The organism is Emticicia sp. 17c, assembly GCF_037153985.1.
Taxonomy (GTDB): domain Bacteria; phylum Bacteroidota; class Bacteroidia; order Cytophagales; family Spirosomataceae; genus Emticicia.
The window spans coordinates 119,987-144,440 of the sequence record NZ_JBBAYI010000001.1 but is presented as its reverse complement, the minus strand read 5'-3'; the positions used below and the strand labels follow the sequence as shown (position 1 = coordinate 144,440).

Annotated in this window: 20 protein-coding genes; 17 read left to right on the top strand and 3 right to left on the bottom strand. The window is 38.0% G+C overall.

What is annotated here, in order from left to right:
* Positions 1–2: 2 nt before the first annotated feature.
* From WAA15_RS00600 to glmS, 8 genes are all read left to right on the top strand, one after another.
* A complete protein-coding gene (locus WAA15_RS00600; protein WP_337040394.1) occupies positions 3–779 on the top strand; it encodes a M15 family metallopeptidase in 777 nt (258 codons plus the stop codon).
* 8 nt (positions 780–787) lie between these two features.
* The gene (locus tag WAA15_RS00595; protein WP_337040393.1) at positions 788–1,384 is read left to right on the top strand and encodes a Crp/Fnr family transcriptional regulator; all 597 of its coding nucleotides are present in this window, start codon (positions 788–790) and stop codon (positions 1,382–1,384) included.
* A 150-nt stretch (positions 1,385–1,534) separates the two neighbouring features.
* A complete protein-coding gene (locus WAA15_RS00590; protein WP_337040392.1) occupies positions 1,535–2,473 on the top strand; it encodes a ring-cleaving dioxygenase in 939 nt (312 codons plus the stop codon).
* 7 nt (positions 2,474–2,480) lie between these two features.
* Positions 2,481–3,110 carry an alpha/beta hydrolase gene (locus WAA15_RS00585; protein ID WP_337040391.1) on the top strand — a complete coding sequence of 210 codons (630 nt, stop codon included), beginning with the start codon at positions 2,481–2,483 and terminating at the stop codon, positions 3,108–3,110.
* Positions 3,111–3,186: 76 nt separating this feature from the next.
* The gene (locus tag WAA15_RS00580; RefSeq protein ID WP_337040390.1) at positions 3,187–3,996 is read left to right on the top strand and encodes a glutaminyl-peptide cyclotransferase; all 810 of its coding nucleotides are present in this window, start codon (positions 3,187–3,189) and stop codon (positions 3,994–3,996) included.
* 202 nt (positions 3,997–4,198) lie between these two features.
* On the top strand, positions 4,199–5,008 hold the full coding sequence (locus tag WAA15_RS00575; RefSeq protein WP_337040388.1) for a glycogen/starch synthase: 810 nt from the start codon (positions 4,199–4,201) through the stop codon (positions 5,006–5,008).
* Positions 4,950–6,380 carry a DUF4270 family protein gene (locus WAA15_RS00570; RefSeq protein WP_337040387.1) on the top strand — a complete coding sequence of 477 codons (1,431 nt, stop codon included), beginning with the start codon at positions 4,950–4,952 and terminating at the stop codon, positions 6,378–6,380. Before WAA15_RS00575 ends, WAA15_RS00570 begins: the two co-directional genes overlap by 59 nt.
* 167 nt (positions 6,381–6,547) lie before the next feature.
* On the top strand, positions 6,548–8,386 hold the full coding sequence (gene glmS / locus WAA15_RS00565) for a glutamine--fructose-6-phosphate transaminase (isomerizing) (RefSeq protein ID WP_337040385.1): 1,839 nt from the start codon (positions 6,548–6,550) through the stop codon (positions 8,384–8,386).
* Positions 8,387–8,479: 93 nt separating this feature from the next.
* On the opposite strand, the gene WAA15_RS00560 is transcribed toward glmS, so the two are convergent.
* Positions 8,480–8,986: a GbsR/MarR family transcriptional regulator gene (locus tag WAA15_RS00560; protein WP_337040384.1), complete on the bottom strand. Its 507-nt coding sequence runs from the start codon at positions 8,984–8,986 to the stop codon at positions 8,480–8,482.
* 339 nt (positions 8,987–9,325) lie between these two features.
* On the opposite strand from WAA15_RS00560, the gene WAA15_RS00555 reads away from it, so the two are divergent.
* The 4 genes from WAA15_RS00555 (at position 9,326) to WAA15_RS00540 (ending at position 16,659) form a co-directional block, all read left to right on the top strand.
* Positions 9,326–10,699 carry an aminopeptidase P family protein gene (locus WAA15_RS00555; RefSeq protein ID WP_337040383.1) on the top strand — a complete coding sequence of 458 codons (1,374 nt, stop codon included), beginning with the start codon at positions 9,326–9,328 and terminating at the stop codon, positions 10,697–10,699.
* Positions 10,700–10,744: 45 nt separating this feature from the next.
* Positions 10,745–11,998: a glucuronyl esterase domain-containing protein gene (locus WAA15_RS00550; RefSeq protein ID WP_337040382.1), complete on the top strand. Its 1,254-nt coding sequence runs from the start codon at positions 10,745–10,747 to the stop codon at positions 11,996–11,998.
* Positions 11,999–12,145: 147 nt separating this feature from the next.
* Positions 12,146–13,012, top strand: a complete 867-nt coding sequence (locus WAA15_RS00545; RefSeq protein WP_337040381.1) for an ABC transporter ATP-binding protein — start codon at positions 12,146–12,148, stop codon at positions 13,010–13,012.
* A gap of 20 nt (positions 13,013–13,032) precedes the next feature.
* Entirely contained in the window at positions 13,033–16,659 is a 3,627-nt protein-coding gene (locus WAA15_RS00540; protein WP_337040380.1) for an ABC transporter permease/M1 family aminopeptidase, read from the top strand.
* Between the two features lie 39 nt (positions 16,660–16,698).
* Here the strand turns inward: WAA15_RS00540 and WAA15_RS00535 are convergent, their stop codons facing one another.
* Positions 16,699–17,277 carry a hypothetical protein gene (locus WAA15_RS00535; RefSeq protein ID WP_337040378.1) on the bottom strand — a complete coding sequence of 193 codons (579 nt, stop codon included), beginning with the start codon at positions 17,275–17,277 and terminating at the stop codon, positions 16,699–16,701.
* 465 nt (positions 17,278–17,742) lie between these two features.
* Here WAA15_RS00535 and WAA15_RS00530 point away from each other — a divergent pair, with 465 nt between their 5' ends.
* The 5 genes from WAA15_RS00530 (at position 17,743) to WAA15_RS00510 (ending at position 23,279) form a co-directional block, all read left to right on the top strand.
* Positions 17,743–18,999, top strand: coding sequence for a nucleoside permease (locus WAA15_RS00530; RefSeq protein ID WP_337040377.1), 1,257 nt, complete (start codon positions 17,743–17,745; stop codon positions 18,997–18,999).
* Between the two features lie 671 nt (positions 19,000–19,670).
* Entirely contained in the window at positions 19,671–20,102 is a 432-nt protein-coding gene (locus WAA15_RS00525; protein WP_337040376.1) for a hypothetical protein, read from the top strand.
* A gap of 970 nt (positions 20,103–21,072) precedes the next feature.
* Positions 21,073–21,723 carry a hypothetical protein gene (locus tag WAA15_RS00520; RefSeq protein WP_337040375.1) on the top strand — a complete coding sequence of 217 codons (651 nt, stop codon included), beginning with the start codon at positions 21,073–21,075 and terminating at the stop codon, positions 21,721–21,723.
* A complete protein-coding gene (locus tag WAA15_RS00515; protein ID WP_337040374.1) occupies positions 21,702–22,508 on the top strand; it encodes a sensor histidine kinase in 807 nt (268 codons plus the stop codon). The genes WAA15_RS00520 and WAA15_RS00515 overlap by 22 nt, the downstream gene beginning before the upstream one ends.
* A 96-nt stretch (positions 22,509–22,604) precedes the next feature.
* Positions 22,605–23,279, top strand: a complete 675-nt coding sequence (locus WAA15_RS00510; RefSeq protein WP_337040373.1) for a response regulator transcription factor — start codon at positions 22,605–22,607, stop codon at positions 23,277–23,279.
* Positions 23,280–23,288: 9 nt separating this feature from the next.
* Here WAA15_RS00510 and WAA15_RS00505 read toward each other — a convergent pair whose 3' ends face one another.
* Positions 23,289–24,380: a fatty acid desaturase family protein gene (locus WAA15_RS00505; RefSeq protein ID WP_337040372.1), complete on the bottom strand. Its 1,092-nt coding sequence runs from the start codon at positions 24,378–24,380 to the stop codon at positions 23,289–23,291.
* Positions 24,381–24,454: the final 74 nt, after the last annotated feature.

The following is a 24,454-nucleotide window of genomic DNA, read 5'->3' as shown; positions in this document are numbered from 1 at the left end:
CTATGGCAAAACTAAAACTAATTTCAAAAACTCTTATCTTAATTCTTACACTTCTTTCATGGGCTTGTCAGACCAAAACCAATAACGAAAACACTGACACCACAAAAACGGACTCCTCACTTATTAAAAAAGATTCGGTTGTAACAAGCACCGAAAACAAAATTCCTGAACTCGAACAACGCATGATTGACCAGGGTCTGGTAAATGTGCAAAGCCTCGACTCTACCATTATGGTTGAGTTAAAATACTCTACTACTGATAATTTCGTGGGCACCGATGTTTACGGCGACCTGACCCGCGCATATATGCAACAAAAACCAGCCGAAATGCTTGCCAAAGCCAGCAAAATTCTGCAAAGCCAATACCCTGATTATCGTTTATTGATATATGATGGGGCACGTCCTTTGTCGGTACAGCATAAATTCTGGGCTTTACTAGATACCATTCCACCTGTTAAAAGGGCCGATTTCGTTGCAAATCCGGCCGAAGGCTCTATTCATAATTTTGGGTCAGCCGTAGATTTGACCGTGTTTGACACCAGTACCAACAAGCCTCTTGATATGGGTACAAAATATGATTATTTTGGCGATTTGGCGTATCCGATTCTGGAAGACCAAATGCTCAAGGCTGGTAAACTAACCAAACAACAAATTGCCAACAGGCTGGTGCTACGTAATACCATGCACAAAGCCGGTTATATGCGTATAGACAGCGAATGGTGGCATTTTAATGCTATATCGCGCGCTAAAGCAAAAGAACTTTACAAAATTATAGAGTAACGTAAGGAATGTTCGAAGAGATTAACGCCTATATAAAACGCTATTCCGATTTTACAGAACAGGAAATAGCCGATTTTAATGCTTTGCTCCAACCCAAAACAGTAGCAAAAAAAACTTTTCTGTTACAAGAAGGAGAAATCTGTAAGTTTGAAGCATTTATTAAAAAGGGGTGTATCCGTACTTATTATATTGACCACAAAGGAACTGAGGTAACCCTACAATTTGCCATTGAAAACTGGTGGGTGAGCGATATTGCCAGTTTTCATGAGCAAAAGCCCAGTCTTATGTTTATTGAAACCCTAGAAGACTGCGAACTATTTTTGCTATCGCCTGAAACTAAAGAAAAACTTTTAAGTAAGGTACCCAAGTTTGAACGAATGTTCAGGCTAATGGTACAGAGAAATCTGACACGCCTGCAAGAACGCTTATTTCAGACCATAGCCACTACTGCCGTGGAAAAATACCTCGACTTTCTGGAAAGATACCCAAGTATTCCGCAGAGGGTTGCACAACATTATATAGCTTCTTATCTTGGTTTTTCGCCTGAATTTCTTAGCAAAGTAAGAACCAAACTCTCTAAAAAAAGCAAAACTGCAAAAGCATAAAGTATCATCGATATTTTATGGCTTATTTTTATTTCTTGTCCTAGTTCAATGTTTTTGAATTTTCAGGAGTGCAACTTTGTATCATCAAATCAATCACAACACGATTGAAATGAAACAGAAAGCATTCTTGAATTTTAAATAACTATAACAATGGAAAATAAAATCTTAGGCATTCACCATATAACAGCCATCGCTGGCGATGCCAAACGCAATTTCAATTTTTATACAAAAGTATTGGGCCTACGCTTTATTAAAAGAACTGTTAATTTCGATGACCCTCATACTTACCACTTTTATTTCGGAGATGAAGGCGGAAATCCGGGTACAATTCTTACGTTTTTTCCATGGGGAAGTGCGGTAAGGCAAGGCCGTAGAGGAGCCGGAATGGCTACTGAAATAGGTTATGCCGTACCAGAAGGCAGTCTCGATTTCTGGGTTGAGCGTTTTAAAAAATACAATGTTATTTATAACAAACCCGCTGAAAGGTTTGGCGAACAATACCTTACGTTCTTAGACCCTGACGGCCTTAAACTAGAGTTAATTGTACCTAAAAACCCAGACAACAGGGTTCCTTACGAAACCGATGAGGTAAAAGCCAATGTTGCTACCAGAGGTTTTTATAATACTACCATTACATTGAATGACATAAAACCAACTGCAATGGTATTGACAGAGGTATTTGGGTATAAATTAATTGCGCAGGAAGCCAATCGTTATCGTTATGCTACCGATACCGTAGCCACGGCCAATATTATTGACCTTGTAGAGCTTCCTAACGAAGCGCGCGGCATAGGGGCTGGTGGTACAGTTCATCATATTGCATTCAGGGTCAAAGATGATGCTACCCAGATGGCCTTTCATGATAAAATAGAAAAACTGGGCTTTCATATTACCCCACAAATTGACCGTAACTATTTTCATTCGCTTTATTTCAGAGAACCAGGTGGCGTATTATTTGAAATAGCTACTGATAATCCGGGCTTTACTGTTGACGAAGCGTTAGAAGATTTAGGTACTAGTTTGAAGCTACCGGCACAATACGAACCCAGAAGAAAAGATATTGAAGCGCATTTAGTACAACTTGATTAATAAAAAAATGGAATTTCAAACATTAAAATATATTTATCAACCTGCTAATCGTGTAGGAGCGCATACTTTGCTGCTCCTGCACGGAACAGGAGGAGACGAAACCGACCTACTGCCAATTGCTCAGGAATTCGGAAATGATTTTAATATCTTAAGCCTGAGAGGAAACGTTTCTGAAAACGGAATGCCCCGTTTTTTCAGACGATTAGGCATGGGAATATTCGATGAACAGGATTTAACTTTTCGTACACACGAAATCGTCGATTTTCTGACAAAATTATCAGCAAAAGAAGGCTTTGACCTAACCAAACTCATTGCTTTGGGGTATTCTAATGGAGCTAATATTGCTGGTAGTTTACTGGTCCTGTACCCTGATTTTCTGGCAGGTGCAATTCTGTATCGGCCTATGCAGCCTTTCCAGAAAATAGATTTAGCACTAAAAAACACTAAGCAAACACCAATTTTTATGAGTAACGGCGCAAATGACCCTACAATCAGGCCATCGGATACGGCAAGCTACGTCGACATTCTGAAAACCGCAGGGTTTGAAGTAGCCAACCATACACTCCCCATAGGGCATAACCTTAGCAGAGAAGACCTAAGGTTGTCGGTAGAGTGGTATCATAAACATTTCAATTAATAATACTTTAAGAAGGATAATAGTAAAGTATAGTAATAGTTTTTTTAGATTTGCATCCAGAATAAGCCCGTAAATCATGAAAAAAATATTATTTCCCGCTTTAGCTGTTATCCTTTTTTCTTGTAATAACACTGAAAAAACCAGTAATACTTCCGAAACCAAAGCCAGTACAGCCACTATCGCTTACAAACTGGTTGGTTCTTTTCCGCACGATACCACCGCATTTACCGAGGGATTCCTGATACATGACAATCAGTTATTTGAAAGCACAGGCTCGCCCGACGAATTATCACAAACCGCCTCAACAATTGGTATAGTCGACAAACAAACCGGTAAAATTGATAAAAAGGTCACCCTTAATAAGGCTCAGTATTTTGGCGAAGGCATTGCCATTCTGAATGACAAAATATATCAGCTAACCTATAAATCGAAAGTTGGTTTTGTGTATGATTTAAAATCATTCAAAAAAATAAAAGAATTTTCGTTTAATAACGCTGAAGGCTGGGGGCTTACTACCGACGGCAAGGCTCTTATTATGAGTGACGGCACTTATAACCTTACTTATCTGGACCCCAACAGCTTGTCTGTTATTAAAACCCTTCCTGTCAGGGAGAACGGCTACGCCAAAGAATTAATTAATGAACTGGAATATATTAACGGATACATCTATGCCAATATCTGGCAAACGAACGAAATTATTAAAATTGACCCCGCCACCGGAAATGTAGTAGCTAAACTTGATTTAGGCCCACTGAAGGCTGATGCCCTGACTACCTACCCGAAGTCTTTGGAAATGAACGGAATAGCTTATGATTCCGTTACAAATAAAGTATATGTTACCGGCAAGATGTGGCCCAAGGTATATGAAATAGATTTTGCCCATTAAAATTCAAATACTTGGTTAATTGATTAGTAATACTGTTAGTTTATCGGGGGTAAAGGTCTGTCGCTAGCTTATCAATCGGAACTTTGGTAGAATTCAGGGGGTAATTCCATTTGTTTTCAAAGATTTTAATACAAATTATTAGTTTTTTTCGTATCTTTGCATACTTTTTGGAAGACACTCCCAATAAATTATTTTTTTCGATATGCGTAAACTCCGTATTCTGTACGTTGCAAGTGAAATAAATCCCTTCCTGCAAGTTTCAGAAGTAGCAGAATTTCTTCGTAAACTTCCGCAAGCCATGCAAGAAAAGGGCATGGAAATCCGAATCTTGATTCCGCGTTTTGGTTCAATTAATGAGCGTAAAAACCGCCTTCATGAAGTTGTAAGGCTCTCGGGCATCAATATTTCAGTAGGAGAAGACGAAAAACCTCTTATTATTAAGGTGGCTTCGATTCCAAGTGCAAAATTGCAAGTTTATTTTTTAGACAATGAAGACTATTTTAACAGAAAATACGTTTTCTTGGATAAGGAGGGAAGTTTCTACGATGACAACGACGAAAGAACAATCTTTTTCTGTAAAGGTGTTCTGGAAACAGTGAAGAAACTCGGTTGGGCACCCGACATAGTGCATTGCACCGACTGGATGACTGCTCTAATTCCACTGTATCTAAAAACGACTTATAAAAACGACCCTGTTTTCAAAGACACAAAGTCAGTTTTTACCATTTACAATAATGCTTTTGAACACAAGTTTGATGAAGACATTTTGGAAAAAGCAAAAGCAATGGATGTATCAGATGAAGCATTAGCCAACTTACGCTCTGCTGATTTTGAAGGGTTTATTAAAATTGGTTGTCAATATGCCGACTCGGTGGTGAAAGCTAACGAGGATATGAATGAAAAATTAAGTAAATTATTGAATGAAATTACAGCAAACAAAATTGAAGCAGGAATTGAAGACGACGACGTCACTGAAACGTACTTTAATCTTTACACAGAACTTGTTCCTTAATCGTAGCTGGAATATCTCACATAAGATGCGGAATGTAGCCATTATGCTACTTTCCGCTTTCTTTTTCTCTTGTGAGGACCCCATCAATATTGCGGTTGATACCCCTTCTACTGGTGGGCAATTTGTGACAAGCTTTACCGACACCCTAACCGTGAGCAAGGCCACTGTTATGCTCGACTCAATAGTTACCTCTACCCAAACAGGTGCAATTGTGGGGCAGTACAAAGACCCTGTCTTTGGTAATGTAACAGCCAAACTCTATACCCAGATAAGCCTGCCTTATGACCCTAACAACGGTTCGTATAGTGCATTTGCTTTACCTGCCGCTGATACCCTCAAACCGGTTTATGACTCCATGTATGTGTATTTAGTACATAATGGCTTTGCCTATGGAGACTCAACAAAGTCGGTTACGCTTAATCTCCACCGATTAACCGAAGACTTCGTAAAAGGTAAAAAATATACGAATAACGACGCTTTGGCTTATAACGCTACACCTCTGGCAAGTAAAGTGTTAACCTATAAAGACTTTAAGCGCGCCGTTACTTCTTCTACTGATAGTTTGATTAAATTCAAATTACCTGCCGCTGTGGGTAGCGAAATATTTGCTTTGGCCGGAAAAGATGCAGGAAAAGACATTGATAAGTTTACTGCTGCTGTTAAAGGGTTTGCTTTAACTGTAAATCAGGATGCACAGACGGTCTATGGCCTTTCTGTTTCTAGTAGCTTTCCTGCCATTTATTATCATACAGAGGGTGACACTGTCCGAAAAGCAATCAGCCTGACTTTCTTGGCAGAACGTTTCAGCCAAATTACGGGCAACCGTTCAGGAACTCCCCTACAAGACCTTAAAATGTTAGGTTCTATTCCATCACAAGCAACTGGTGGCAAAACCTATATACAAACAGGTGTAGGTATTACCACAAAAATGACCTTCCCTACTTTAGCCAATCTTCTAAAGGCTGGTAATGTAGCTATTAATAAAGCCGAACTCATTATTGAGCCCGATGTAGACCAGTTTACGGGTAACTTTAGACCACCAGTACAAATTGCTCTTGTTGAGATTGGAAAAGATAACAGACTCAAGAAAGTAAACAATGTTGAAGACTTTGTGGCTCTTGATGTAGCTAGTGGTACACAGTTTATCTCTGACTTTAACACAACTACCAACAACTATCAGTTTAATTTTACTTCGTACATACAAGAGATTATCAATGGCCGCAAAACAACCGACGGCATTGCTATTGTACCAAGTTTAGTTGGCACAAACTCTTCGACGGGTGCCACTACCATATCAATTTACAACAATAATGTTTCAAGAGCTGTTATAAAAAATATTAAACTAAACGTTTATTATTCAGGCAAAAAATAATCAGATACTCATATATCTACAATAAAAAAGGAGACCAAAATCTCCTTTTTTTTGTTGCAATATTGTATTTTTTTCATAAATTTGAATAGGTATGAACCTATTAGTTGGATTTTTCCAATTAAAAAAATTTTTATTCATAGAAAACTAAGAAAACATTTACTAAAACTATGTGTGGAATTGTTGCTTATGTAGGACACCGAGAAGCTGCTCCTCTTATCATCAAAGGCCTTAAAAGGCTTGAATATCGTGGGTATGATAGTGCAGGTATTGCTTTATTAAACGGGCATGAGTTAAATGTCTACAAGAAAAAAGGAAAAGTAGCAGACCTCGAAAATGAATTAAAAGGTAAAGAGCTACTGGCTAGCATTGGTATTGGCCATACGCGCTGGGCTACACACGGCGAACCAAACGATATTAATGCGCATCCGCATTATTCTACGAACAAGAAACTGGCAATTATTCATAATGGTATTATCGAGAACTACGCTTCTATCAAGCAAAGTCTAGTAAACAAAGGCTATGCTTTCGAAAGTGCAACCGATACCGAAGTATTAATCAAATTCATTGAGGATATTCAGGTAAGTATGTTTTGTACCCTTGAAGAGGCCGTCAGAATTGCCCTTCATGAAGTAGTGGGAGCCTATGCCATTGTTATTATCGATAAAGAGAATCCTACTCAACTGATTGCAGCCCGCAAAGGAAGCCCACTGGTAATTGGTGTAGGCGAAGATGAGTATTTCTTTGCTTCGGATGCTACGCCTATTATTGAATATACCAAAGAAGTGGTTTATCTGGATGATTATGAAATTGCTATCGTCAAAGATAATGAGCTAATTATCAAAAATCTGGCTAATGAAGATATTGCTCCGTACATCGAAACCGTTGAGCTTGAATTGGAAGCCATCGAAAAAGGCGGCTTTGACCACTTCATGCTAAAAGAGATATTTGAGCAACCACGCTCCATTGCCGATTCAATGAGAGGCCGTATTAATATCGAAGATGCTACGCTTCAGCTAGGTGGCTTAAGAGATTATCTCGACAAAATAGCTAAAACCGACCGTATAGTTATTGTAGCTTGTGGTACATCGTGGCATGCAGGTCTTGTTGGCGAATATCTGTTTGAAGAACTGGCACGCGTGAATGTAGAAGTTGAGTACGCGTCGGAGTTTCGTTACAGAAACCCCATCATCAAAGAAGGTGACATTGTAATTGCTATTTCACAGTCTGGCGAAACTGCCGATACAATGGCTGCACTCGAATTAGCTAAATCGAAAGGAGCCATCATATTAGGAGTTTGTAATGTAGTAGGTTCGTCTATTGCGCGTATTACCCATGCAGGCGTTTATACTCATGCCGGGCCTGAAATTGGTGTTGCCAGTACTAAGGCATTTACGGCTCAGGTTACAGTCTTGAGTTTAATAGCCATAGCTACGGCACATAAAAAAGGAACCATCAGCCATGATTTATACCGTGAGCTATTATTCGGGCTGGATGCTATTCCGGCAAAAGTGGAAAAAATCCTGAAAAGTGCCGAAAGAATAAAGGATATTTCGAAGTTGTTTACCTTCGCTTCTAATTTTATTTTTTTAGGACGTGGTTTAAACTTTCCGGTGGCTTTGGAAGGAGCCTTAAAACTAAAAGAGATTTCTTATATACACGCCGAGGGCTACCCTGCCGCCGAAATGAAACATGGCCCTATTGCCTTAATTGACGAAGATATGCCAGTTGTATTTATTGCAACCAAAGATGCGTCTTACGAAAAAATAGTTTCAAATATTCAGGAAGTAAAAGCACGTAAAGGGCGGGTAATTGCCATTGTAACAGAGGGCGATACGCTTATTCCAAAAATGGTCGATTTCGTGGTGGAAGTTCCCCGAACCAACGATTTACTTCTGCCATTGCTTACGTCTATCCCTTTGCAGCTTATTTCTTATTATATAGCTGTTCTTAGAGGCCGTAATGTTGACCAGCCACGTAACCTTGCCAAATCGGTTACGGTTGAGTAAAACACATAAAAAAGCAGTAATCGTCTATCAATGAGATGATTACTGCTTGAACCCAAAAACTCCAAAAAAATATACCTCCGAAGAGGAATATGACTATCTGTTAAAAATCTTGATAAAGTTACTAATCAGCCAGTTTTCGTCTGATTTCAGTAAAGATGTAAGCGTATTGTCGGCAAAAACGCTTACTGTACTTATATCATTAACAATTTTCAAAAATTCTTCTTTCTCAGCAGTGTCAGGTTTAATTCCTTCTTTTAAATCTTCCATTGCTTCTATTAAAGGTCCGATTTCTCGGCGTCGTCGCTCTTTTGCAATTTGCTTAGCAACTTTCCAGATATCTTTTTCAGCCATGAAATATTCCTTTCTTTCACCAGGAAGCAGCTGTTTATAAATTAGGCCCCAATCCATCAAATCTCTGAGGTTCATGTTCACATTTCCTCTGGAAATTTGTAACTCGGCCATAATTTCATCTGCATTCATAGACTTAGGGGAAAGCAAAAGTAGTGAGTGTATCTGTGCCATCGTGCGGTTAATCCCCCACTGACTGGCAAGCGTACCCCACGTATGGATAAACTTGTCTTTTGCTTCTTTTAGCTCCATAATAGACATTCTTTTTAATTTTTATATTTTGCACGTAAGTAGTATTTGCCTCAAAGTAAAATAACATTTTTGAATTTTCAAAATTTTCTGAAAGTATTTTGAAAAAAATAAACAAAAATCAGACCAAACTAGAAAAATTCATAACTATTTGACTAACAGTTGTTTACATAAGTAAATAACGAAAAATAATTTTCAAGTTATTAGCTAAACATGAGCATACCTTGCCCAAACCCAAAACTATACAGCAAAATGAGTTAAGACAGATTTAAATAAATTCGTTTCAAAACCTAACATATTAAGTGTAATTTCGCTTATTTAGCGGCATAAATTATCAGCAAAATGTTTTCTATCCAGACCTACATCGAACGACGCAATACCCTCAAACGTGCTGTTGGCAGCGGTTTAATTTTAATCATGGGCAACGAAGAAGCCCCCATGAATTATACAGATAATACATACAGGTATCGGCAAGACAGTAACTTTCTTTATTACTTTGGCATTAGCTTACCTAATCTGGCAGCTATTGTAGATGTAGATTCAGGAGAAGAAATTATTTTTGGCGATGAATTCACGATGGATGATATCATCTGGGTAGGGCCTCAACCCACACTGGCCGAACAAGCCCGCAAAGTAGGTGTTTACAGAACAGAGCCTTATGGCAAACTTTCTGAGAAACTCGCTAAAGCTGCACAAGTTCATTTTACGCCACCGTATCGTTACGAAAACAAATTCAAATTAAGCCAATGGCTGGCAATACCCGTTGCTCAACTCAAAGCCAAAGCATCTGAAACACTCATCAAAGCCATTGTCGCACAACGTTCTATTAAATCGGCAGAAGAAATTGTACAGTTGGAAGAAGCCGTAAATATAACACGTGAAATGCACTTGGCTGCCATGCGCGAAACACAGGCAGGCAAAAAAGAATATGAAATAGTTGCTGCTATTCATGCCAAAGCTCTCGAGTTTGGTGGTGAACTGGCCTACCCTATTATATATAGTATAAATGGGCAAACGCTTCATAATCATTATCATGGCAATGTAATGACAGAAGGTAAATTGGCATTGAACGATTCAGGTGCCGAAAACAGTATGCATTATGCCGGCGATATTACTCGTACAATTCCTGTCAGCAAAAAATTTACAGACAAACAGAAAGAAATTTATAATCTGGTACTGCAAATGCAACTAAGTGCCATTAATGCTCTTAAACCCGGAATAACGTATAAAGAAGTGCATTTGCTAGCCAATAAAGTACTTTTACAAGGGTTAAGTGAGCTAGGACTCGTAAATGGCGATATTGATACCATGTTAACCGAAGGCGTACAAGGTTTATTTATGCCTCATGGCTTAGGGCACGCCATTGGCCTTGATGTACACGACATGGAGGATTTAGGCGAAAACTATGTAGGTTACCGTGAAGGTATTGATAGAAGCACCCAACTAGGGTTAAAATCTCTTAGAATGGCGAAAGAATTAGAAGCTGGCCACGTAATAACCGTAGAACCGGGTTTATATTTTATTCCTGAATTAATTGATAAATGGAAGGCTGAAAACAAGTTTACTAATTTTATTAATTATCAGGCATTAGACAAATACAGAGATTTTGGAGGTGTACGCATCGAAGATAATTGCCTGATAACTCCTGATGGGTATCAGGTTTTGGGTAAGCCAATTCCTAAGACTGTGGAAGAGGTAGAGGCTCTACGAAGTTAACATTCAAAAGAGTGTTTCATTTTGCAAAACACTGGCAAGATTCCTATGAAAAAACTGATTTGTATCTTATCACTTATTTCTCAAAGTATGTTCGGCCAAACGGTAAACTATGATGAGGCCAAAATGCCTCCTTATACGCTCCCTGATATTCTGACAGGGGTAAATGGGAAGAAAATCACGACTATTCAGGGATGGGAAGCTAACAGGCCCGCACTATTGAATCTTTTTGCAGAGAATATGTATGGCCACACACCTGCCATTAGCTCAAAAAAGAAATTTAAAGTACTTGATGTAAACACAAATGCTCTTGACGGAAAAGCCATCCGTAAGCAAATACTTATTACATTTGACGACTATCCGCAGTTAGGAGGCATCAGCGTTTTGTTATATATACCTAAGCATGTTAAAAAGCCTGCCGTTTTTGTAGGTCTCAATTTTGAAGGGAACCATTCGCTTACAGATGAGCCTGATATTCCGATTACTCAAAACTGGATGATTGATTTCCAGAAAGACCCAAACCGGGTAAAAGATAATCTTGCCTTGGAAGGCTCAAGAGGTAAAGCCGTAGTAGAAACATGGCCTGCTGAAAAGATAATTGATAAAGGCTTTGCCATGGCTACGGCTTATTATGGCGATGTTGAGCCTGATTACCCCGAAGGCTGGAAAAAAGGTCTGAGAGGTGCTATGGGTTTAAAAGATGTAACTCAATGGAGTGCTATGGGAGTATGGGCTTGGGAGTTAAGTCGTATACTTGATTACCTTGATACCGATGCCGATGTAAACAGCAAACAAGCTATTGCAATTGGGCATTCAAGGCTAGGTAAGGCGGCATTCTGGGCAACTGCGCAAGATAAACGCTTTGCAGCCTTTATTTCTAATGAATCAGGTGAAGGGGGCGCGGCATTAGCCAGAAGATGGTACGGCGAAACCGTCGAGATTATAAACACGAACTTCCCACACTGGTTTTCAGGTCAATACAAAACCTTTAATAAAAATGTAAATGCTCTGCCATTTGACCAGCACCAACTGGTAGGGCTAATAGCTCCTCGCCCTGTTTACATAGCCAGTGCAGAAGAAGACCAATGGGCCGACCCTAACGGCGAGTTTCTTTCACTAAAAAACGCTGAACCGGTGTATGCACTCTATGGCAAAAAAGGCTTGAGTGTAGCGGTACAGCCTCCTGTAAATCATCCTGTTGGCGATTATATCCGTTATCATTATCGTTCAGGCAAGCATAATATGAATAGCTATGACTGGGAGCAATACCTGAAATTTGCAGAAGAAGTGATAAAAAAATAAAGCTGTTTGATGTTAATATTACTCTCTCGCTGGCTTTCATGGCCGGCTAGTTACCTCTTGTCATAATTCTGCCTCATTTTTAGTTATGAAATTCTATTATTAGGAGTTATTTTTGTTTTCATCCATCCTAAAACTATCTTTTTTCTTATGCAGCTTACCATTACCAATCTGAACAAAACATACGCCAACGGCGTACATGCCCTGAAAGACGTAAACCTCACGATTAATCAGGGGATGTTTGGTCTTCTAGGACCAAATGGCGCAGGCAAATCATCGCTTATGCGTACAATTGCTACCTTACAGGAGCCAGACAGCGGCAGTATTACTTTAGGTAATATAAATGTATTAACCCAGAAAGAAGAAGTTCGTAAAACTTTAGGCTATCTGCCACAGGAATTTGGGGTGTATCCTAAAATTGATGCCATTACGCTGCTGAATCATCTGGCTGTGCTGAAAGGAATCACTAATACCAGCGAACGTAAAGCCATTGTGGAATCTTTGTTACAAAAAACAAATTTATGGGAAGCACGCAAAAAGAATTTAGGGGGGTATTCGGGTGGAATGAAACAACGTTTTGGTATTGCTCAGGCCCTGCTGGCAAATCCTAAGCTTATTATTGTAGATGAACCAACGGCAGGGCTTGACCCCGCCGAACGCAACCGTTTTCTGAATCTTCTGTCAGAACTAGGCGAAAACACAGTTGTTATATTATCTACTCATATCGTTGACGATGTAAAAGAACTGTGTTCCGACATGGCTGTATTTAACAGAGGTGAAATCTTGTTTAAAGGCAGCCCCGATGAGGCACTCCAACAAATTGCCGGAAAAATCTGGGAAAAACGTATCAGCAAGTCAGAATTAAGCGACTATAAACAAAATTTCAGGGTAATTTCAGAAAAACTCATTGGGGGAAATCCGCTTATACATGTGTTTTCTGAAAATAACCCCGACGGCACTTTTGAAGCAGTCGAAGGTGATCTGGAAGACGTTTATTTCTCAAAAATATTTGCTTAAACCTTATTATATCTATCGCTATGTTAAAAGAAATACTAAGGTTTGAGTTTTCGTATAGAAAAAGCCGACCTGCCACTTATATCTATTTTGCAATATTTTTTATTCTTTGTTTTACAGCTTCAACTTCAAAGTATGTTAGTTTTGAAGGGGTAGCCGGAGGGCAAATTAAAGAAAACTCCCCTTTTTATCTGGCCATAATGACAATCATTATGACCTTTTTCATGACCTTCATCTGTTCGGCAGTAATGGGTGTAGCTGTACTGAGAGATTTTGAACACAAAACAGAATCGCTGATGTTCAGCACAACTATATCAAAGTTCGACTACCTCTTTGGCCGCTTTCTTGGCTCGTTTCTGGTAATGGTGCTGATTTATTCAGGTATCTGGATAGGCTTCATGGTTGGTTTCAGTATTGGCGAATATCTTCCTTGGGAACCATCGTGGAAAGGCAAACAGATGCTCCCTTTTAATGCGTGGTCTTACTGGCAGCCTTTCATTTTATGGGGTATCAGCAATATTTTTATTCAGGGGTCTATTTTCTTTGCCGCAGGTGCGCTTAGCCGTTCTACAATTGTTATTTATACACAAGGTATTGTTTTATTTGTCCTTTACCAGATAACAGGAACCATCATAGAAGATATCGACAACAAAACGCTCTCGGCCCTGCTCGACCCTTTTTGTTACCGTACTTTCAATATTTATACCGAATACTGGACTCCCGCGCAGAAAAACACCCTGATTGCTCCTCTTGATGGCGTATTGTTATGGAACAGGCTCATCTGGTGTGGTTTTGCCTTACTCATTCTTGTTATTACTTATTTTTCTTTCAGTTTTAATGTAGTACGCAACAGCTTATTCAAGAAAAAAACCAGTAAAACCGAAAGCATTACCATAAAACCTGAAGCCGTACAGATTCCGTTGGTACATCAGTTTAGTGGGTTTACAACCAACCTTGTTCAACTCTGGAAAGAAACAGTATTTTACAGTAAAATGGTCGTTCGGGAAATCCCGTTTATTGCTATCATCTTTGTTGGGCTGGCCGATTTAACCATTAGTTCGTTTTATTTTCAGGAAATGTACGGAACAAGCTCCTACCCTATTACAGCCAATGTGATAGGCCTGCTAAATGGCTTTGACTTATACTTTCTTATAATTGTTGTTTTCTATTCAGGTGAACTTATCTGGAAAGAACGTAGCTCTAATATGCACCTCATTGTAGATGCTACCCCCGTGCCCGACTGGGTTAATTTACTGGCTAAATTTTTAGGACTCCTACTGATTTACGTTGGTCTTTTACTAATACTTATTCTGGCAGGTATACTTATTCAGGCGAGCCATGGTTATTATAACTTTGAAGTATCTCTCTACTTTAAATCTATATTCACTAATACGCTCATCTTTTTAGTGCTTTATACGTTACTTTCTTTCTTTGTGCAGGTAATGGCCAATAGTAAATTTGTAGGTTTTGCCATGATGTTTGTGTTCTTTCTGGTTACCTTCTTTCTTGGCACTTCTGGTATTCAGCACCCTTTGTTTTCTTTCGGCAGCGGCAGCCTCCGCGACTATTCCGACATGAACAAATACGGCCATTTTGTTACCCGTTTTACGTGGTTAAAGCTCTATTGGTTAGCTCTTGTTGTGGTTTTATTTATAGTATCGGTTGTTTTTTCTGTTCGTGGGTCAGAAGCCATCCTTAAAACCCGCCTGCGTGTTGGTAAACTTCGGCTTACCCGTCCAATCCTCACCATCGGTATTTTTGCTTTAATTGCTTTTGCCGCAGCAGGCTGCTATGTGTTTTATAACACTAACCGCCTGAACAAATACGAAAGCCGCGAAGACCAAGAAGAAAAACAGGTTGCCTATGAAAAAACCTTGAAAAAATTCGAAAAGCTGCCACAACCGAAAATTATTGATGTGAATTTAAAGGTAGAGATATACCCAGAAAGCCGGAATTTTACTGCCGAGGGTTATTTCTGGCTAAAAAACAAAACTGATAAATCAATTGCAGATGTACATATCCAGAATGATATGGAGCATCGCATGAAGTTAGATTACCTGAACTTTACAAATGGTGCCAAAGCCAATAAAGCCTATGAAAAGTTTGGGTACATTATTTATACACTTAACAAACCGCTTGCGCCGGGCGATTCTGTCAAGATGTCGTTCAAAACCCGATTTGAGACCAAAGGTTTTCAGGCAGGCCAAACAAACACCGATGTTGTTTATAATGGCACTTTCTTCAATAATCTCTACTTCCCGACTATTGGTTATTCTGAAAATTATGAGATTTCTAAAGACGACTCACGCAGGAAACATAAATTACCCGAAAAAGAACGCATGATGGAGCAAAATGACCCGATAGGCTTATCGCAGAGCTTATTTGGAGACGATGCCGACTATATTCGTTTTGAAATGACTATTGGCACACAAAAAGACCAGATTGCTATTGCTCCCGGGTATCTACAAAAATCATGGGTTGCCAACGACCGTAAGTATTTCCATTATAAAATGGATGTACCTATGTGTAATTTCTACTCTATTGTTTCGGCTAAATACGAAGTAAAAAAGGATAAATGGAATGATGTAAATCTGGAGATTTATTACAATAAAGGGCATGAATATAACCTAAATCAGATGATGGCCTCAATGAAGGCTTCGTTCGATTATTTCTCTAAAAATTTCAGCCCTTATCAGTACAGGCAGATGCGTATCATGGAGTTTCCACGTTATTCAGAGTTTGCACAGTCGTTTGCCAATACTGTTCCGTTTTCAGAGGGCATAGGTTTTATACAGAAAGTTTCTGACCCTAAAAAAGACATCGATATGCCTTACTATGTAACTGCTCATGAACTTGGGCATCAATGGTGGGGGCATCAGGTAGCCGAAGCAAATGTTAAAGGCAACGCCATGCTTTCAGAAACACAGGCACAGTATTCGGCACTTATGGTCATGAAACATAGTGTTTCGCCAGAACTCATGCAGAAATTCCTGAAATATGAGCTAAATGCTTATCTGAGAGGGCGTTCGAGTGAACAGAAAAAAGAACAACCGCTAAATATGGTCGAGTCGCAAGGGTATATCCATTATCGAAAAGGTTCGGTTGTGATGTTTGCTCTTCAGGATTACATAGGCGAAGACAAAGTAAATCTGGCCTTACGCAATTTTCTGAAAGACTGGCAGTATCCGGGGCCAGACTCAAAAAATAAACGATATCCTACAAGTAACGACCTACTGAAATATTTTAAAGAACAAACGCCCGACTCGCTCAAAAATATTATTACAGATATGTTTGAGACCATTACTTTGTTCGAAAATAAAACGGAGTCGGTAAGCTATAAGCCTTTAAAAAATAAAACCTACGAGGTTAGCATTACCTCAATCAATGAAAAATTCAGGGCTGATAGTACAGGCAATGAAACGGCTATTCCTATCAATGACTGGATTGACGTAGGGGTATATGGCACCGACAAAAACGGAGAAGACAAACTCCTGTATCTGAAAAAACATAAGGTTACTCAAAAAAATAACAAGTTTACAATCATTGTTAAAGAAGAGCCTACCAAAGCAGGTATCGACCCAATTAACAAACTGATTGACCGCCATGCAGAAGACAACGTAAAGTCGGCCAGTAAAACTGAAGGAGTATAAAAAAATGGGCCGGAGTATTAAGCTACTTCGGCCCATTTTTTATTTAATTGAAATACCTAAGCTAATTCCTCCTCTTAATTCATACTTACTTTGTGCGTAAGAAGGAGTAACATTTGCCCTCACATAAACCACCCTCGGGTGTGGAGGAATATCAAAAACGACTTGTTGGCGGATTCCTACAATTAAGAAGCCAAAATGACGGGTATCGTTACCGGGATACGCCGCAAAAGTATAACCAGCACCCACTTCTCCGAACATTTCAGAAGCAATTTTTGAAGGGGCAGATTTACATCTTTTATAAACCCTGTTAAAAATACGTTTACGTAAGTTATTGAAAAGAAAATTATAAGTTGTTGTAACAGGTAATGATACCCCTGCGCTGTTGCTTACATTTATGGAATTTGTTCCACCACCCGGCACATATCCTACTCCTGCCCTCAGGCTTAAGAAACTGGTTCGCCAGCGTATGGGTAAATGTTCATAATTGACAGACAGAATCGGGCTTGTAGCGAAAGTCTCAACCATAATCGCTGAGGTATAGCGCGTACGGTACATAAGTTGTGCATTACTATTGCTGAAAAATAGCAAAACAAATAAAATAGAAAAGGAATATTTCACTCGATTAATTAGGAATAACTTTCATTTAAAGTAAGATAAATACATACCAAAATGTGTTCATTTCAAGAAAATTTGCTTAATTCACGGCTGAACTCTTAAAAATAAACAGAAAACAGAAAACATTAGGTAAAAATCATTAACAAACTGTATTAAAATTTAGAAAATACCTAAACTCTATATGATACACTTCATCGAAATTATCAGAATCTTTCTCATTTTGAGTATGACCTATCTGATGGTAATACCTAGCCTTAATAGCTACAAAACGATTAGCCTAAGCTTTTTATTGCAGCCTATAGCTGGGGCATTTACTACTGATTCATTTTTTATGAAGGCAAAGGTATCTTCTTTTCAAACGAAACCGCTCAGTTTTAACTAATAAAATAATTTATATACTGGCCTGATACTTATGAAGGTCTGCTATTATTAAAATTTTTAACTCAACAATCTAACACCAAATTTACCATGAGCATCAGGTTCAGGCTAATTATCATGAATTTCCTCCAGTTTTTTATTTGGGCTTGCTGGCTCATTACAATTGGAGCTTATTGGTTTCAATATAAACACTGGCCGGTAGCAGAGTTTGGAGCCATTTTTTCAACCATGGGGATAGCCTCTCTTTTCATGCCAACACTAACAGGTATTATTGCCGACAAATGGGTAAGTGCCGAAAAACTATATGGCATTTTACATTTATTAGGAGCTGCCGCTTTAATGTATATTCCGCAGGTTGATAACCCTAAAGAGTTTTTCTGGGTAATTCTGCTGGTTGTAATTTTTTATATGCCCACTATTGCCTTAGCCAACTCTATTGCTTATACAATTCTGAATAATACTCAAACAGATATTGTAAAAGACTTCCCTCCTATCAGGGTTTGGGGTACTGTGGGTTTTGTTGTGGCCCTTTGGGTTGTAAGCCTTACTGGCAATGAAACTTCTCCGAATCAGTTTTATATTGCTGCCGGAGCCGCCCTCGCATTAGCTCTGTACTCTTTTACTTTACCGAACTGCCCTCCGTTAGCTGCTCAATCTGACAAAAAAACGTTTGCCGAAATGCTGGGGCTTAATGCCTTTGCTTTATTTAAAGACGCCAAAATTGCCATGTTCTTTATCTTCTCAATGTTTCTGGGGGCATCGTTACAGTTAACCAACGCTTATGGAGATACCTTTTTGCACGATTTTGCAGGCATCGGCCTCTATAAAGATACCATGGCTGTAAAATATCCGGCTATTATTATGTCTATTTCTCAAATTTCTGAAACACTGTTCATTCTGGCGATTCCATTCTTTTTAAAACGATTCGGAATTAAACAGGTAATGCTTTTCAGTATGATAGCCTGGATATTACGTTTTGGCTTGTTGGCATACGGGAACCCCGGAAGTGGCTTATGGATGATTATCCTATCTTGTATTGTTTACGGAATGGCCTTTGATTTTTTTAATATTTCAGGCTCATTGTTTATTGAAACCTACACGAGCCCGAAGATACGTGCCAGCGCACAAGGCTTGTTTATGATGATGGTTAACGGCTTTGGGGCTATTTCAGGAAGTCTGATAAGTGGATTTATTATTGAAAAATACTTTACAAACAATGAAACCAAAGACTGGACAGGTATCTGGCTTTCCTTTTCTATATATTCGTTAGTAGTAGCTGTGCTATTTGCTATCTTGTTTAAACATAAGCACGAGAAAAATCTTATTAAAGATGATATTCGTCATTAACCAAAATACATAGTCAGAAGTAAAACGGGGAGGTACAAATGGTTGTGCCTCCCCGTTTTGATAAGGCTTGTATCAATTGGGTTACACAATTTTTTTGTGGTATTCGATTACCCCCTAACCAAATGCTTCGGATACCGGCTAAGCAATCAGTACTGCTAAACGCTAGCTGATACAAAAGTCATATTTGTTTTTCAACGGATATAAAATTATTTGGGGAAAAATTTAAAGCAGAGAAGCTCCAAAGAAAGCCTATTTAAAAAGATATAAGAAATGTTTTACTAATAATAAGTATACATTTGCTGGTATGTTTAGGCCAAACCCTATTTTATTCTTACTAATATCTTTTGCTATGCGGATGTATATATGAGCTATTCAGAACATTATCTTATATAAATAATAGTATAGCTTCACTGCATTCATTTTTATAAAATAAGTGGTCAGGTAATGCTATTTTATAAAAATTATAGCTTTTATCGTGCTAAAAATCAATGCTCAAATTTCGTAAGAAAAACATTTTTAACTATACGTAAAAATACCTGTTTTTAAGAACAGGTATTTTTTTTATCGGTCAATGAAAGTATTTTTAAACGAATAATAAAAACAGGTATTTTTACGCATATTGTCACCCGTAAAAAGACCTACATTTGTCAAAACCAAACCATTATTTAACCATGAACATAACCCCTAGTAATGTAACCCCGGACGGTGCATCGCCGGACCCTTACAAAATTCCATTAGCTACTGCTAAAGAGTGGATAAACAACTGGCTGAATTTTGACCTGAATCAGGCTAAAATTACCCCTAAAGAAATGAAAGCCTTTGCTGTAAAAAAACAAGACCTGCAAGCTCTTTCAAATCTGGCTCCAGATTCAAACTGGATTCGGATGTACATCGGACTAGAGCAACGAGCAGACGGTACTTATCAGCCTCATTTAGTGATGGTAAATGCTGAAGGTCCTGACCAAGTAGATGCCAAAACGCGTCTTGACATCAAAGACCTTATTGATTATGACCCAACCACCGAAACTGACGAGTATTTTGTTAATGATTACACAAAAGTTTGCCCCCCGTTTTGTGACCCGGACAGCGAGCTTAATAACTAAAAAAGTGAGTTTAAAAGATAATCGTATCCTCAGGAATAAAGATGCAAAGGTTAATCTTACTTCAATAAATAATTTCGGTCGTGATTATACTTTATCACTAACCAAATATTAGGCTCTACCCTTAATGATGCCCGAAACAACTTTTGCTCTAAATAATAAACTCAGGTTTTGCGTAGCTTTTAAAACTGTTTTCAGTATAAAATTACCAGAACTTTCAGGGTTAAACACGTCAGGTTGATAAATGTATAACAGGCTAATTACATAAATCTAAAAGCATTTATCAACCCTAATAAAACTTAGCTGTAAACTTATTTTTATCTGAAAACAGGCAATAAAATTCTGTTACGGTGTCCTTTTTTATTTGTCCTGAGATACTTATAAGTAGAAGTATAGCTGTAAAATTATTTCGACGCGCTAGAATTAGTTAGGAAACTGTGGTTTACTATTATTCTAAATAAGCTAGGCACTTGTGTAGAGACGGTTCGTATTATAAATTATTTATTACTTTGCTGAATTATAACCGTAGTTTATTAAGTTATGCCCGGCATGACATCAAACATTTTTCATGTTTAGTTAAAAACATCAGCAATAATTTTTTAATGGTTAATTAATTGCTGAAAAGTTAAAACAATGTTTAATCAATAATGCCCCAAAAGCCGGTTTTATATGACCGTAACTTTAAGGTTTTATTAATGATTACTTTGAAAACTATTGACTAAAAGTGAATTTCGTGTTAATATTGAGAATAATAAAAAAATAATAAAGAGAGTACCGGATATGGCTATATGCCTAATAATAAACTGTATAAAATTGACCGTAACGCCATTAATAATTGTTTATTGAAACTTTTTATCTCTTAAACACTTATCAGGCATAAAGCAATTGCAAAACAAGCCATATTATTAATAGATTTTGGTAAGTGCCAGTTAGTTTTTCTGAAAGACTCTCTTTTATAATTAAACCACCTGAAATGTTTGAAAAAGTTACAAACTGGCTGGTAACGTATGTATCGTTCATTTTACTTTTACCGATAGTAGTTGTTATATATCGAAGGAAGTATCTTAAAAAAGAGCTTATAGCAATAGGTGTTTATATGGCATTTACGATTTTTTCGCAAGTGGTAGCTATTGTTGGTTCAAAAATTTTCAAGAACAACCTTCCTTATCTGCACTTTTATACTATTGTTGACTTTGGCTTAATCTCATGGTTTTACAAAGAGTATCTGGGCACGTTTCTGAATCCGAAAATTATTTATGCTAATTTTCTTTTCTTTACGCTGCTAGCCGTACTCAATGTAGTCCTGAAAGTGCAATCAATTTATGAGTACAATTCGTACCCACGCGGGTTAGAATGTATCTTTGTTGTATTCTATGCCATTGTAGCCTATTACAAAACCATTAAGTCGCTCGAAATAATTTCAATAGAAAAATCGCCATTGTTTTGGATAAATGCGGGTTTTCTGTTTTATTTTGCAGGGAGTCTATTTTTATTTGTTCTCGGCAATTTAATCTTGAAACAAGATGTTCATTTAAGCATGCTTTCGTGGGCTATTCATGCCTGCCTTTGGGCTTTAATGTACATATTTATCGCAATTGGTCTATGGCACAGTCCTCGTCAGTAGGTGCATCTGTTGACATGTATGTTATGATTATAGGTGGAACCATCATGCTTTTTTTATTGGCAAGTGGTATCATTATCTTTATGGTGCTTTATCAGCGTCGTATGCTTGAACACAGAATGAGCATACAAGCCGCTGAAACCAAGCATCAGCAAGAATTATTTTATGGTACCCTTGAAGCCATTGAAGGTGAAAGAAAACGCCTAGCTCGTGACTTACACGACGAAGTAGGTGCTTCGCTTTCGGTAATGAGGTTGCTCGTAAATGAAGTAGCTACTTTTGCCGAAAAACCTTCGGAACTTGAAAAAAGCAGTAGCAAGTACAAAACCATCATTGATAATACCATTGATAATGTCAGACGTATTTCTAACGACCTATTACCACAGGGATTAGAAGAGTTCGGGCTGGAGTACGCCGTTGAGGGTTTGTGTGAAAAAATCATGGATGTGTCGGACATAGAAGTCAGGCTCAGCCGAAAAGATGTGAAAAATATCAATAATACTATTAGTCTGGCTGTATATCGTTTATTACAGGAATTACTGAATAATGCTGTTAAGCATTCTGAAGCAAGCCTGATAGAAATAAATATCCGAAAACACAATTCAGACTTGCTACTTAGCTATTCAGACAACGGAAAAGGGTTTAATTTTAATGAAGCTTATCAAAAACGAAGCCTTGGATTAAAAAATATTGAAACCCGTACAAAAGTTTTAAACGGAACTGCTAAATTTGAAACGCGACCTAACGCTGGATTAAAAGTTGAGATACAAATCCCTCTATCACAATAATACTCAGGACACATACCATACCATATTTTTCTGCTGTTGACTAATTAACTAAAAAGCATTGCAAGCCTTAACCAGGTATTGATTAATTAGGTAATCATGAAAAAAATTAACGTCGCTATTGCTGACGACCAAATCCTTTTTCGTAAAGGAATGGCCGCTATTATTAACCATTTAGCTGATACACAAATTATTATTGAAGCAGACAACGGTAGAACCCTTCTTGAAGCAATTGAAGCAAGTGAAATAAAGCCTGATATTGTTCTACTCGATTTATCGATGCCAGAACTAAATGGTGTAGAAACCACCAAACTGCTGCATAATGAATACCCAGATATTAAAATCGTGATTTTATCGGTTCATAGTGATGAACGCTTTGTGGCACATTTAATGGAATTGGGCGTAAATGCGTACCTTTTCAAAAATGTAGAACCTTCAGAGGTCGAAAAAGCTATTTTAACTGTTATCGAAAAAGGATTTTATTTTAATGAAGTATTTCTGAAAGCAATGAAAAACCGTGTAATTGGTAAGAAACCTCGCTTGCTGATTCAGGATAATATCCCGTCAACACTTACACAACGTGAATTAGAGGTGCTTGATTTAATCTGTAAGCAATATACCGCACAGGAAATTGCCGAAAAATTATTTATCAGTACGCGAACCGTAGATGGCCACAGAAACAATCTTCTGGAAAAGACCGGAGTTCGGAACACAGCAGGTCTGGTTGTTTTTGCTATCAAAAACAACCTGCTCGACCCGTCTGCACTTTTATAATGTGGTAAATTAATTTACGCCCAAATTTTTCAACATCCTGATATGTGAATCAAGGGCGTTAGTAAACGATGCTTTATCGTTATAAGGAATATCAAAATCATGCGCTGTATTTCTGACAATGGCAGAAATAGCTCTGTAATGTATATGCGAAATATGCGGAAACAGATGATGCTCTATCTGGTAGTCAAGCCCTCCTATGTACCATGAAAACATGTGGTTTTTGCTGGCGAAGTTTGATGTAGTTTGCAATTGATGAATTGCCCAGGCATTATTAATATTTCCGTTGTTGTCTGGCGCAGGTTGGCTGGCTCCTTCCACAATGTGCGCCAACTGAAAAATAGTACTCAGAATTAAGCCGGCCACACAATGCATTATCAAAAAGCCTAAAAGACACTGCCAGAAACTCAGGTCAAGTACTATCATCGGGAGTACGAGTAATGTCAAAAGATATATTACCTTTCCGATTATGAGCCTTACTATTTCTTTTCTTGGGTATGATTTAACCAACCCTGTTTTTGACATTTCATTGTATAGACTTATTTCTTTAAAATCTTTCCATAAGAAAGAGATTGTCATAAGGCTATACAGAAAAAAAGCATAAATATGTTGAAAACGATGAATAGATTTTAACTTGTCGGCACACGATAAGCGAAGCAAAAACTTTCCGGTTATGTCTTCGTCAATGTCATGAATATTTGTAAAAGTATGGTGCAGCCTATTGTGTTGAATCTCCCAGTTGTAAACATTTCCACCAAGCAGATATAAAGAAGAGCCAAATAATTTATTAATCCATTTATACTCAGAAAACGACCCATGAATGGCATCGTGCATGACAGACATTCCTACACCGGCTACACCAAAACCCATAATTATGGTTAAACCAAGCATCTGGACGGGTGAAAATAAACCCGTCAGGATAAGGCTATAAGGAATAAGATAAAGAGAGAGCATAAAAATTGCTTTTAGCAAAATAGCTTGCCCTCCGGTTTTTTCTATTTCATTATCTTTGAAATACCTATCGACATTGTCTCTTAAAACGGAAAAGAAAATTGATTTATCCTTGTTCAGGAATTTTACTCTACAATATGGGGAAGATTTCATTAAGGGGTTTTTTAGGGTAAGTAAATTTCTATAAGTTACTACTTTTTTTTCGGAAGAACATAATTTCAACTCCC

Bases quoted from the DNA above. Each gene is read 5' to 3' on its own strand.
- WAA15_RS00600 (WP_337040394.1), top strand. From the start codon at position 3: ATGGCAAAACTAAAACTAATTTCAAAAACTCTTATCTTAATTCTTACA.
- WAA15_RS00595 (WP_337040393.1), top strand. From the start codon at position 788: ATGTTCGAAGAGATTAACGCCTATATAAAACGCTATTCCGATTTTACA.
- WAA15_RS00590 (WP_337040392.1), top strand. From the start codon at position 1,535: ATGGAAAATAAAATCTTAGGCATTCACCATATAACAGCCATCGCTGGC.
- WAA15_RS00585 (WP_337040391.1), top strand. From the start codon at position 2,481: ATGGAATTTCAAACATTAAAATATATTTATCAACCTGCTAATCGTGTA.
- WAA15_RS00580 (WP_337040390.1), top strand. From the start codon at position 3,187: ATGAAAAAAATATTATTTCCCGCTTTAGCTGTTATCCTTTTTTCTTGT.
- WAA15_RS00575 (WP_337040388.1), top strand. From the start codon at position 4,199: ATGCGTAAACTCCGTATTCTGTACGTTGCAAGTGAAATAAATCCCTTC.
- glmS (WP_337040385.1), top strand. From the start codon at position 6,548: ATGTGTGGAATTGTTGCTTATGTAGGACACCGAGAAGCTGCTCCTCTT.
- WAA15_RS00560 (WP_337040384.1), bottom strand. From the start codon at position 8,986: ATGGAGCTAAAAGAAGCAAAAGACAAGTTTATCCATACGTGGGGTACG.
- WAA15_RS00555 (WP_337040383.1), top strand. From the start codon at position 9,326: ATGTTTTCTATCCAGACCTACATCGAACGACGCAATACCCTCAAACGT.
- WAA15_RS00550 (WP_337040382.1), top strand. From the start codon at position 10,745: ATGAAAAAACTGATTTGTATCTTATCACTTATTTCTCAAAGTATGTTC.
- WAA15_RS00545 (WP_337040381.1), top strand. From the start codon at position 12,146: ATGCAGCTTACCATTACCAATCTGAACAAAACATACGCCAACGGCGTA.
- WAA15_RS00540 (WP_337040380.1), top strand. From the start codon at position 13,033: ATGTTAAAAGAAATACTAAGGTTTGAGTTTTCGTATAGAAAAAGCCGA.
- WAA15_RS00530 (WP_337040377.1), top strand. From the start codon at position 17,743: ATGAGCATCAGGTTCAGGCTAATTATCATGAATTTCCTCCAGTTTTTT.
- WAA15_RS00525 (WP_337040376.1), top strand. From the start codon at position 19,671: ATGAACATAACCCCTAGTAATGTAACCCCGGACGGTGCATCGCCGGAC.
- WAA15_RS00520 (WP_337040375.1), top strand. From the start codon at position 21,073: ATGTTTGAAAAAGTTACAAACTGGCTGGTAACGTATGTATCGTTCATT.
- WAA15_RS00515 (WP_337040374.1), top strand. From the start codon at position 21,702: ATGGCACAGTCCTCGTCAGTAGGTGCATCTGTTGACATGTATGTTATG.
- WAA15_RS00510 (WP_337040373.1), top strand. From the start codon at position 22,605: ATGAAAAAAATTAACGTCGCTATTGCTGACGACCAAATCCTTTTTCGT.
- WAA15_RS00505 (WP_337040372.1), bottom strand. From the start codon at position 24,380: ATGAAATCTTCCCCATATTGTAGAGTAAAATTCCTGAACAAGGATAAA.